This is a genomic window from Pseudomonas sp. P5_B2 (assembly GCF_056400445.1).
Genome location: NZ_JBFULH010000021.1, coordinates 18,643 through 29,424, shown reverse-complemented (window position 1 = coordinate 29,424; position 10,782 = coordinate 18,643). Strand labels below are relative to the sequence as shown.

Annotated in this window: 10 protein-coding genes; 3 read left to right on the top strand and 7 right to left on the bottom strand. The window is 58.0% G+C overall.

The features are described from left to right. Positions 1–164 precede the first annotated feature (164 nt). On the top strand, positions 165–2,420 hold the full coding sequence (gene katG / locus AC1DRJ_RS04450; RefSeq protein ID WP_477801023.1) for a catalase/peroxidase HPI: 2,256 nt from the start codon (positions 165–167) through the stop codon (positions 2,418–2,420). Positions 2,421–2,508: 88 nt separating this feature from the next. Here katG and AC1DRJ_RS04445 read toward each other — a convergent pair whose 3' ends face one another. The 5 genes from AC1DRJ_RS04445 to AC1DRJ_RS04425 all read right to left on the bottom strand — a co-directional run bounded on the left by AC1DRJ_RS04445 (position 2,509) and on the right by AC1DRJ_RS04425 (position 6,805). Next, entirely contained in the window at positions 2,509–3,438 is a 930-nt protein-coding gene (locus tag AC1DRJ_RS04445; RefSeq protein ID WP_477801022.1) for an amino acid ABC transporter permease, read from the bottom strand. After that, complete coding sequence (locus AC1DRJ_RS04440; protein WP_477801021.1) at positions 3,435–4,067, bottom strand: amino acid ABC transporter permease; 633 nt, start codon at positions 4,065–4,067, stop codon at positions 3,435–3,437. Before AC1DRJ_RS04440 ends, AC1DRJ_RS04445 begins: the two co-directional genes overlap by 4 nt. A gap of 27 nt (positions 4,068–4,094) precedes the next feature. Next, positions 4,095–4,883, bottom strand: a complete 789-nt coding sequence (locus AC1DRJ_RS04435) for a glutamate ABC transporter substrate-binding protein (protein ID WP_477801020.1) — start codon at positions 4,881–4,883, stop codon at positions 4,095–4,097. Between the two features lie 90 nt (positions 4,884–4,973). Next, complete coding sequence (locus tag AC1DRJ_RS04430; protein WP_477801019.1) at positions 4,974–5,738, bottom strand: amino acid ABC transporter ATP-binding protein; 765 nt, start codon at positions 5,736–5,738, stop codon at positions 4,974–4,976. A 50-nt stretch (positions 5,739–5,788) separates the two neighbouring features. Continuing rightward, entirely contained in the window at positions 5,789–6,805 is a 1,017-nt protein-coding gene (locus AC1DRJ_RS04425) for an asparaginase (RefSeq protein ID WP_477801018.1), read from the bottom strand. Between the two features lie 68 nt (positions 6,806–6,873). Here AC1DRJ_RS04425 and AC1DRJ_RS04420 point away from each other — a divergent pair, with 68 nt between their 5' ends. Next, a complete protein-coding gene (locus tag AC1DRJ_RS04420) occupies positions 6,874–7,923 on the top strand; it encodes a LysR family transcriptional regulator (RefSeq protein ID WP_477801017.1) in 1,050 nt (349 codons plus the stop codon). Between the two features lie 19 nt (positions 7,924–7,942). On the opposite strand, the gene AC1DRJ_RS04415 is transcribed toward AC1DRJ_RS04420, so the two are convergent. Together AC1DRJ_RS04415 and AC1DRJ_RS04410 are read right to left on the bottom strand one after the other, a co-directional pair. Continuing rightward, positions 7,943–8,401 (bottom strand): metallophosphoesterase family protein, encoded by a 459-nt coding sequence (locus AC1DRJ_RS04415; RefSeq protein WP_477801016.1) that lies wholly within the window; start codon positions 8,399–8,401, stop codon positions 7,943–7,945. A gap of 34 nt (positions 8,402–8,435) precedes the next feature. Continuing rightward, the gene (locus AC1DRJ_RS04410) at positions 8,436–9,434 is read right to left on the bottom strand and encodes a bile acid:sodium symporter family protein (protein ID WP_477801015.1); all 999 of its coding nucleotides are present in this window, start codon (positions 9,432–9,434) and stop codon (positions 8,436–8,438) included. Between the two features lie 194 nt (positions 9,435–9,628). On the opposite strand from AC1DRJ_RS04410, the gene AC1DRJ_RS04405 reads away from it, so the two are divergent. Continuing rightward, complete coding sequence (locus tag AC1DRJ_RS04405; protein ID WP_477801014.1) at positions 9,629–10,648, top strand: AbrB family transcriptional regulator; 1,020 nt, start codon at positions 9,629–9,631, stop codon at positions 10,646–10,648. The last annotated feature ends 134 nt before the right edge of the window (positions 10,649–10,782 follow it).

The following is a 10,782-nucleotide window of genomic DNA, read 5'->3' as shown; positions in this document are numbered from 1 at the left end:
TGATTACACCTCGTTTTCCGCTGTACCGATTTCCGTGTGATCAAAACAATCAGTGAATCGAACTGCTGGCCCAGCAGCCTGTGTCATTGCTTTCGCTCGTCGCTATTCCAGAACCCACAAAGGGCCGAATAGCCCGGATGAACACGACCAAAGGTAGCTCGCACATGGCAAATGAATCGAAATGCCCGTTTAACCACGCCGCTGGCGGTGGCACGACGAACCGCGATTGGTGGCCGAACCAACTGAATCTGAAAATCCTCCACCAGCACTCGTCCCTGTCCGATCCCCTGGATGAGGGTTTCAACTACACCGAAGCCTACAAAAAACTCGACTTTGCAGTGGTCAAAAGAGACCTCACGGCGCTGATGACCGATTCGCAAGACTGGTGGCCAGCGGACTTTGGTCACTATGGGCCACTCTTCATTCGCATGTCCTGGCACGCCGCCGGCACCTATCGCACCGGTGATGGCCGGGGTGGTGCAGGCTCCGGTCAACAACGCTTTGCACCACTCAACAGCTGGCCGGATAACGTCAGCCTCGACAAGGCGCGCCGGCTGCTCTGGCCGATCAAGCAAAAATATGGCCGCAATATTTCCTGGGCTGACCTGATCGTACTCACCGGGAACGTCGCGCTGGAGTCGATGGGCTTCAAGACCTTTGGTTTCTCCGGTGGTCRTCCGGACGTTTGGGAGCCGGACGAAGACGTGTACTGGGGCTCCGAAAACAAATGGCTGGGTGGTGATACCCGCTACGGCAAAGAAAACGAGCCCATGCAAGAACCCGGTGAAGGCCCGCTGGTGGCTGAGCCCGGGGAAAACGAAGAGAGCCGAACCGAGCAGGGCCGCAATCTGGAAAATCCACTGGCCGCCGTGCAAATGGGCCTCATCTATGTCAACCCCGAAGGCCCTGAAGGCAATCCGGATCCCGTGGCTTCCGCCAAGGACATCCGCGAGACCTTCGGCCGCATGGCAATGAACGATGAAGAAACCGTGGCGCTGATCGCTGGCGGCCACGCCTTCGGTAAAACCCACGGCGCCGGACCTGCCGACAATGTCGGCGCCGAGCCGGAAGCAGCCGGTCTTGAACAGCAAGGCTTTGGCTGGAAAAACAGTTTTGGCACCGGCAAAGGCCCGGACACGATCACCAGCGGCCTGGAAGTGACCTGGACCACCACGCCGACAAAATGGAGCAACAACTACCTGGAAAACCTGTTCGGTTTCGACTGGGAACTGAGCAAAAGCCCCGCCGGGGCGCATCAGTGGGTGGCCAAAAACGGCGCCGGTGCCGGCACCATTCCGGACGCTCACGACCCGTCCAAACGGCGTAATCCGACCATGCTGACCTCGGACCTGGCCCTGCGTTTCGACCCGATCTATGAGCCGATTTCGCGACGCTTCCTGGCCAATCCCGATCAACTGGCCGACGCCTTCGCCCGTGCCTGGTTCAAGCTGCTCCACCGCGACATGGGCCCCCTCTCCCGGTACCTCGGCCCGGAATTGCCGAATGAAGAACTGCTGTGGCAAGACCCCATCCCGGCGGTGGATCATGCCTTGGTCAATGACAGCGACGTCGCTGCACTCAAGAGCAAAATCCTCGCCTCTGGCTTGTCAGTCTCGCAACTGGTATCGACGGCTTGGGCAGCGGCTTCGACCTTCCGCGGCTCCGATAAACGCGGCGGCGCCAACGGCGGACGCCTGCGTCTGGCCCCGCAGAAATTCTGGCAAGCCAACCAGCCTGAGCAACTGGCGAACGTGCTGGCGAAACTCGAAAGCATCCAGAGCGAGTTCAACGCTGGCGGCAAAAAAGTCTCGCTGGCCGACCTGATCGTGCTGGCTGGTAACGCGGGTGTCGAACAAGCGGCAAAAAATGCCGGCCAAACCGTCACAGTACCGTTCACACCAGGGCGGGCGGACGCGTCGCAAGAGCAAACGGACGTGGATTCCTTCGGCTTCCTCGAACCGATTGCCGATGGCTTCCGCAACTACCTGAAAACCCGCTACCGCGTATCGGCCGAGCATCTACTGATCGACAAGGCACAACAACTGACGCTCACCGCGCCCGAAATGACTGCGCTGATCGGCGGCCTTCGTGTGCTCAACACCAACGTCGGACAAACCCGACATGGCGTCTTCACCCAACAACCGGAAGCGCTGACCAACGACTTCTTCACCAACCTGCTCGACATGGGCGTGGAGTGGAAACCCACCTCCGAGGCGGCTGAAGAGTTTGAAGGCCGTGATCGTAAAACCGGTGCAGTGAAGTGGACCGGGACGCGTGTGGATCTGGTCTTTGGTTCGCATGCGCAGTTACGGGCGCTGGCCGAGGTTTATGCCAGCAGTGACGCGAAGGAGAAGTTTGTTAAAGACTTCGTAGCGGCATGGACCAAGGTGATGAACCTGGATCGGTTTGATGTGAAGTGAGGCCTTGAATGGACCACCCCGAACCGCTTATTCGGGTTGGGGTGGTCCAAAGGCAGGCTCGATCCTTTTGTACAAATCAGCGAACTATTTATTTATCACGAGTGGACGCTTGCGCCGATACATTACCCAGCGCAGGCGTTACACCCGGAATACCTCCCAGCGTTTCTGTGAAAACCGCCGAGGCTGTAACGCCTTCACTCCCATTCACTGCTCGGGAGGTATAGGCCTGCCGCCGTTCGATCCAGCGGCGCAGGGCCAATAGCAGTGCGCTGACAAAGCCATAAATGACCGTCACGATAAACGCGGACTGAAGCAGAGTTTGCGGCGCGAAGCTGGATATCTGCTGTGAACGGCGCAGCAGCTCCTCGTATGGAATGATGTAGCCCAGTGATGTGTCTTGAACAATGGCCAGCACCGCACTGACCAAGGCCGGCAACATGAGTTTCAACGCCTGTGGCAGCACAATCCAGAGCATCGCCTGGTGCTCTCGCATGCCGATAGACAGCGCAGCTTCCCTCTGACCTCGCCCCAAGGAAAGAATCCCGGTGCGGACGATTTCCGCCGTCATCGCACTGTGATGCAGCACCATGCCGAATACCAGATACCCCAGGGCCGTCCAATTCAGCCCCATGGAAGGCAATAGGATGACGGTAAACAGGATCAGCAACAGTAACGGTACGGCACGAAAACAGCCGATATAGGCGGCTGCCAGTGTGCGTAACCAGAGCCTGTCGGATAACCGCGCAATCGCCAACGGCACCGCGAGGCTGAACGCCAATATCATGCTGATCACGGCGGCCAGCAAGGTCGCCACCAGCCCTTCAAACAGAAAGCGCAGCGTCCCCGGATGGAGGAAAATCTCCCAGCGTTTAGCGTCGAACTGACCGCTCTCGTCCAGCCTCAGACCGACCGCCATCAAGCCAGCGAGCAGGAGTATCGCGCCGAACACCGAGATAATTCGGTTACGCCTTCTGGCAATCGGCCCCGGTGGTTCGTACAGCACATTATCGAAGCTCATCGGATCACCGCCATTTTTTGCTCCAGGTAGCGAAAGAACCAACCAGCGGGAAGGGTCAGCAGCAAATAGGCAGCCATGGCGCCGAGGAAAGTCGGCACCGCCAGGGCCGTATCGAAGTTGATCCTCTGTGCGGTGTAGGTGATATCCGCGACACCAATCGCAGCACCAATCGCCGACGCCTTTATTTGAATGATGAACAGATTGCCCAGCGGTGCGATGACCGACTGCACCGCTTGCGGTAACACCACTTCGGCGAGGATTTGATCAAAGCGCATCCCGATGCTTCGCGCGGCTTCGATCTGCCCCAGAGAAACGGTATTGATGCCCGCCCGCACCACCTCACAGATCCAGGCAGCGCTATACAAGCCCAGCACCAGGACCGTGGAGGTGAACAGCGAATACATGAAACCAAGCTTGGGCAAGCCGAAGGTAAACAGCAGCAATAGCGCCAGAAGCGGCATCATCCGCATGAGCTCGACGTAACCGCTGGCGAACCAGCGAAATGTCGGCCATGGGCTTACCCTCATGACCGCCAACAGCAGTCCCAGGACAATGGCTATGGCGAAAGACAGTAGGGTGAGCTCGACGCTTATCGCGATACCCCCAATAAAGCGTTCGATATAAGGCATCAAGGTCACCCTCTGCGGATTGCTTTCTTATTGGATGACGGGCACTTGGGGCGCGCCCAAACCGGCTTCGAGTTCCTTGTCATACATTTTTTGCCACTGGCCATCACGGATCGACGTGCTCAGTTGCGAATTGATCCAGTCACGCCACGCGTTGTCTTCCTTGACCACGGCGATCCCGTAGGGCTCTTCGGTAAAGGGGGTGCCGACTACGCGCATCTTGCCGGGTTGACGCATCGACTCTCCGACCAGCGTGGCGCCGTCGTCGACATAGGCATCGAAACGTTTGTCGATCAGCCCTTCCACGCAGGCAGAGGCGTCGCTGAAGGTCACTATCTTGGCATTGGGCGCCACAGGTTTGAGGTTGCGCTCAACGGTGGTGCCGCTCAGGACACAGACGGTCTTGGTGTCGAGGTCTGCGGTTTTATTGATCGAATGGTCGTCCGCCCTGACCAGCGAATCCTGCCCCGCGAGGTAATACGGACCGGCAAACCCAATGACCTTTTTACGTTCATCCGTGACCGTCATGGTCGAGATGACCAGGTCGACTCGTTTGTTCTGTACCAACGGGATGCGGTTTTCCGGCGTCGTGCTGACCCACTCGATGTTGTCTTCCGACCCCGTCAGCCGTTTGGCCAGCATCCTTGCCAACTCAGCCTCGAAGCCCTCGACATCGCCGGTCATGGGATTACGTGAGGAAAACATCAGCGTGTTCAGCGAGGTGCCAACGACCAGTTTGCCTCGCTCGTGAATTTTGGCCATCGTCGAATCGGCCGCAAATTTCTCTGTCGTGTCGGCCGATGCAAGGCCGGCAAACATGCAGGACGTCAGCAGGGAAAGGCTAAGAGCAGCAAATCGGTTTGGGCGCATGGTCTATCTCTCTTGTTATTGTGGGTTCTACTGCGTGATTCAGTGTGCGAGTACTTTGGAAAGAAAATCGCGAGCACGCTCTGAACGCGGAGCGCTGAAAAAAATCTCGGGGGGAGCACTTTCGACGATGCGACCGGCGTCCATGAACACGATCCGGTCAGCCGCCGAGCGAGCGAAGCCCATTTCATGGGTGACCACCACCATCGTCATACCGCTGCGAGCCAGTTCGACCATCACCTTCAGCACCTCGTTGACCATTTCAGGGTCAAGTGCCGAGGTCGGCTCATCGAACAACATGACACTGGGCTTCATCGCCAGTGAACGMGCGAGCGCGACGCGCTGTTGCTGTCCACCCGACAACTCTGCGGGGTACGACTTTCCCTTGTGCCCCAAGCCGACCTGATCAAGCAATTGCATGGCCCATGCATCTGCATCCTGGCGACTCATGCCGAGGACTTTGCGTGGGCCCATCGCAACGTTCTGCATCGCTGTCCGGTGGGCAAACAAATTGAAGTTCTGGAAAACCATGCCCACTTTGGCACGCATCTTCGCCAACGCACCGCCCTCTTCCGGAAGGCGTTCACCGTGCAGAAAAATCTCACCGCTGTCGATCGCTTCCAGACGATTGATGCACCGGCACAACGTCGATTTACCCGAGCCGGAGGGGCCGATAATCACCACCACTTCACCGGGCTGTACTTGCAGGTCTACATCAAACAGCACCTGCTGACTGGCGAAAAATTTATTCACTGCCCGCAATGAAATGGCTGGGGGTTTGTGATCCAGTGAGCGCGTCGATTGCATGGCTTGAGCTCTGCGTAAGATTTGTGATTCGTGCCTGCCGGCACTGTGCATCAGACGAACTTCAATTGCACAGTGGCTTTCAACTGACCCACCGGCGCGCCATTGCAATTGTTCAATGCGGGATCTGCCCAAGGTGCCAATAATGGATTCTCGCCTTCCAACACGCCCAACTGCTTGAGCACCGAGATGGTGACGGCAAACACACTGGGAAAATCACCATCGCTGACCTTGACCGCCACGCCCAGTCCGCGACTGCGGATACCTACCGTCTGCACGCCATCAGCCCCCGTTTTGGCGACCCAATCACCATTGGAGGACAGGGTGATGCCCAGATCGGATCGACCGGTACCGGAGACCATCTGAGGATTACGACACATGGCGTCGAACAGCCGCTGCAAAACAGGACTGAGGCTTGTGTCGTTCCCGGCATCACCACTGGCCAGCCGTGCCCATAACAGCGCAAGTCGCGACAGAGGCATTCCCAGGTTTGGCGCGTTGCAGCCGTCAGTCCCCGTCCAAAGCTGATTTTGCGGCATCCGCGTCAACCCTGCGACGACCCGCTGGATATCGCGTTGCAGGGGATGGTCGGGCGCCAGGTAAGAACTGCTCTCTAGTCCGTGGAGGCGGCAGTAGGCAAGAAACCCGGTGTGTTTTCCGGAACAATTGTGGTGGCGTTGGTCGAAGTGAAAACCTTTGGGCGGGAGATTGTCGCCACTGTAGAAATCCGGCAAATGGCAGCCACAACCCAGGTCATGCGCTTCGTGACCGATTTTGGTCAGCATGTTGCTCACGGCGTCGACGTGCGACTCTTCCCCGGAGTGGCTGGCGCACATCAAGGCTACCTGATCATCGGTGAAACCAAAGCGCTCGGGTCCCCCGTCACGTACAAAAGGAACGGCTTGGAACGGCTTGAGCGTCGAACGGGAAAATGTCATGGAGGCCGGGTCGCCGGCGTAGGCCAGTAACGCGCCCTCGCTATCAACCACGGCCACTGACCCCCAATGGATTCGCTCCACATGTTCGTTTCGAGTGGCAATGGCGATGGGAACATGGGCAGGAAAATTCATGAGATTCTTCAAACTCCGACTTGCAACGGGGAATATGCGTTGACGGGCAACAAGGATGTGCGCACGGCATGGGTTTGAGTCTATATTCCGATAAAAACCGGTGGAACATCGAGCAAAGGAATTCGGTTTTGCACCCAGCGCAAAGGCAATTACCTGAAATGAGCTCCGAAATTGCACGCATCGATCATCTTGGGGTGATGAGGGCCTTGGTGAAAGTCGTCGAGTTGGGCAGCTTTTCCGCGGCAGCCCGAGAGATGCACGTCTCTCCCTCGACGTTGACCAGGACCATTTCAGCGCTGGAAAAATCGCTGAACACCACCCTGCTCCATCGCACCACGCATATCGTCGCTCTGACCGAGGCGGGGCAGATCTATCACGCGCGGGCGTTGTCGATGATTGCCGACCTGGATGACACCTTGCGTGTGGTCAGCGATCTCAACCTAGCACCCAGTGGCCCGCTGAAACTCACGTCACCGGTGGCGTTCGGCAGACGTTTCCTCGCGCCGCTGATCGCCCCCTTTCTAAAGATGTACCCCGGCATCCAGATGGATCTGCGGCTCACAGACAACCACAACGATATGATCGTGGGGGGCTTTGATCTGGATATCCATGAGGGTGAAAACCATTTGGAGAACCTGATCGCCTACCCGATTTCCCGCAACGATTCGCTGCTTTGCGCCACGCCTGAATACCTTGCACAGCATGCACATCCCCAGACGCCTGGCGATCTGAGCGCCCATAACTGTCTGGTCTACGTGCACCCGGATAGCGACCCGCATTGGTATTTTGTCCGGGACGAGGAAAAGCATTCGATTTTCCCGCAGGGCAATCTTCAATCAGACAACTCGGAGCTGTTGCTCGAAGCGGTCTGTGGGGGGTTGGGAATAGCGGAATTCGAAATCTGGCTGGTGCGCGACCAGCTGCTGAACGGTCAATTGCAAATTGTCCTGCCGGACTATCGTTTCGTTAATTCACTGACAGGAAGACAGATTTACATGGCTTACCTTCCCAATCGCCGGTTTTCGACAAAGGTTCGCGTGTTGCGCGAGTTTCTCGAAGCCCGCCTGCAAGGCATTGGCGAATTACCTCCGGACTTCCTCCGGCATAAGGTGGAATAGACATCGGCGCAAAAAAAAATCATTCCACCAGCGAAACCAGTCGCGGCTCAATCGAGGTTTCCAGCACCTCAATCAACGCCAGCGTCACCGGCAGCTTGAAGCGCCGCCGCCCCGCACTGCCGGGATTGAGGAATAACCGGTCGCCGCGCCATTCGATGCGTGGTTTGTGCGAATGCCCGGTGATCACCAGCTTGACGTCAGCATCAAGTACGGCCGGAACATCGGCGATGTCATGCACCAGCAACGTACCCCATCCGTTCAGCTCAAAACGCAGTAGATCATCCAGCGGTTCTGCCCAGGACTCACCCAGATCATTGTTCCCTCGCACGACATGCAGCGGGGCAATAGACGCCAGTTGATCGAGAATGTCCCGGCTACCGATGTCACCCGCATGAATGATCCGCTCACACCCATCCAACGCCGCGACGGCTTCGGCGCGGAGCAAACCGTGGGTATCGGAAATCACGCCAACCTTCATGCATCACTCCGGACGAAGCTCGGGACTCAGGCGATCAAGGATCCACTTGCGCCATCAACTCAGCAACCGATTCCTGGCGTTTGGCGTAGCGCTGGGCAAGCACGGCACAAACCATCAGCTGGATTTGATGAAACAGCATCAGTGGCAGGATCAACACGCCAATGGTGCTGCCGGCGAACAGCACTTGGGCCATCGGTACACCGGTGGCCAGGCTTTTCTTCGAACCGCAGAACACAATGGTGATGCGGTCTTCCACATTGAACCCAAAGGCTTTGCCCAGCACCGTGGAGGCCACCAACACCAGCCCCAGCAATACGCAGCAAGCCACCACCAGCCCGGCCAGCTCCCACAGCGGGATTTGATGCCAGATGCCTTCATTCACCGCTTCGCTGAACGCGCCGAAGACCACCAACAGAATCGAGCCCTGATCCACGAACTTCAACCAACTCTTGTTGCGCCCGACCCAGGCGCCGATCCAGCGCCGCGCGATCTGCCCGGCAATGAACGGCAGCAGCAGTTGCACGCTGATCTTCACAATCGCATCAAGGGTCGAACCGCCATCGCCGTGCACATTCAGCAACAGCGTCACGAGTAACGGCGTGATGAAAATCCCGAACAGACTCGACGCCGCCGCACTGCAAATCGCCGCCGGTATGTTGCCTCGTGCCAGGGAGGTAAAGGCAATGGCCGACTGCACCGTGGCGGGCAGCGCGCAGAGGTAGAGCATGCCCATGTACAGATCGTCACCGATCAGCGGCGACAGCACCGGCTTCAGCGCCAGGCCGAGCAGCGGGAACAGCACAAAGGTCAGACTGAACACCAGCACGTGCAGACGCCAATGCCCGGCACCGGCGATGATCGACTCGCGAGACAGCTTGGCGCCATGCAGAAAAAACAGCAGAGCAATAGCGATGTTGGTCAGCCAACCGAAGCCCACCGCGACCTGACCGCTGACGGGCAACACACTGGCGAGCAGCACCACACCGATCAGGGTCAGGGTGAAGTTGTCGGGTAAGAAACGAGGGCGCGTCATCAGGGTCATCCGGGTTTGCCAGGAACGTGATCACGACTCTAACCCGTTCACAGATTACCGACTATCGCTAATAAGCCAGTGGATATCGCCTAAAGGACAGGGAGATCAGCGTTCTTGACGCTTCATGCCGTTCAGTGGGAAAACATGGGCAGCCCGGATGTAAGCCTCGGGGAATTCATACTCAAGGAAGTCTCATGAAAACCCTATTGTGTTTACTGATTGCCACCGGAGTCGGCGCTGCGCTGCAATACGTCGGCATCCCCCATGGCCTGTTGCTGGGATCGATATTCGCGAGCGCACTGATCGCCAGTAACCTGCGCTTCTCCCCTACCCTGCGTTACGGCCTCGGCTATGTGCAAATCGTCCTGGGAATCGCGACCGGGCTGATGTTTACGGCGTGGGACAGTCACACTGTCGCGGCTATCTTGCCCAGCCTCGGCGTGATGCTGGTGTGCCTGATGGTGCAAAGCGCGGTGGCCGGTCTGGCGCTGCTGAAAATTGCCGGATGGAACCGCAAGGACACCCTGCTGGCCGTCTACCCCGGCGCACTCGCGGCGGTGTTCGACTTGCTCGAATCCGAACGCGCATCCGGCAAGGTGATCGTCGTGCATCTGGTGCGACTGATCTCCATCACGCTCCTCGTGAGTTTTTGCATTCCCGGGCAGACCTCCGTGCCGATTGCCCACAGCATCCCGCTGGACATGGGTCTGGCGTTGACCTTGTTATCGCTGATCGCCTTGTGCCTGTTGCTCGGTCGTTTACTGTTGAACGTCGGCGTCCCGGCACCGTTCATGCTTACCGCTATCGTGCTCACAGGCGTGTACGTCAAGACCGGCTACTTGCAGGGCTTTCACATGCCGTCATGGAGTGTCGACTCCGCTGCCATCCTGCTCGGTGTGCTGATCGGCTCGAAATTCAAGGACATCAGCTTCCCTGAGCTCATTCGCCACGGGCGTGCCGCGTTGATGTCAGTCGGCCTGATGTTGCTGATCGCCGCAGCGTTTGCCAGCGTGGCCGGGCGGGTGTGGGGCAGCGATCCCTGGTCGTTATGGCTGGCCTACATGCCGGGCGCTATCGAGACCATTTCCATGGTCGCCTTCAGTGGCGGGCTGAACGTGGTGTTCATCCTGACTCATCATCTGGTGCGCATGGTTGTGCTGCACTTTGCGCCGGCATTGTTGGTTCAGGCGCGTCGGTGGCGGGAAGAGGTTTGATCAGCACTCTGGTGGCATAAGGATCAAACGGGGGAAATCGTGGCCAGGGCACCGATCAAAATGGTCAGCACCAGAAATCCACCCAGGAAAATTGCCATCTTGTTCATTGGGGTCTCCTACATTGTGAGTTCGTT

What these genes read in the sequence shown, in the direction of transcription:
- AC1DRJ_RS04420 (WP_477801017.1), top strand. Translation starts at nt 6,874, where the DNA reads ATGGGTTTGAGTCTATATTCCGATAAAAACCGGTGGAACATCGAGCAA.
- AC1DRJ_RS04415 (WP_477801016.1), bottom strand. Translation starts at nt 8,401, where the DNA reads ATGAAGGTTGGCGTGATTTCCGATACCCACGGTTTGCTCCGCGCCGAA.
- AC1DRJ_RS04435 (WP_477801020.1), bottom strand. Translation starts at nt 4,883, where the DNA reads ATGTTTGCCGGCCTTGCATCGGCCGACACGACAGAGAAATTTGCGGCC.
- AC1DRJ_RS04425 (WP_477801018.1), bottom strand. Translation starts at nt 6,805, where the DNA reads ATGAATTTTCCTGCCCATGTTCCCATCGCCATTGCCACTCGAAACGAA.
- AC1DRJ_RS04440 (WP_477801021.1), bottom strand. Translation starts at nt 4,067, where the DNA reads ATGCCTTATATCGAACGCTTTATTGGGGGTATCGCGATAAGCGTCGAG.
- AC1DRJ_RS04445 (WP_477801022.1), bottom strand. Translation starts at nt 3,438, where the DNA reads ATGAGCTTCGATAATGTGCTGTACGAACCACCGGGGCCGATTGCCAGA.
- AC1DRJ_RS04410 (WP_477801015.1), bottom strand. Translation starts at nt 9,434, where the DNA reads ATGACGCGCCCTCGTTTCTTACCCGACAACTTCACCCTGACCCTGATC.
- AC1DRJ_RS04405 (WP_477801014.1), top strand. Translation starts at nt 9,629, where the DNA reads ATGAAAACCCTATTGTGTTTACTGATTGCCACCGGAGTCGGCGCTGCG.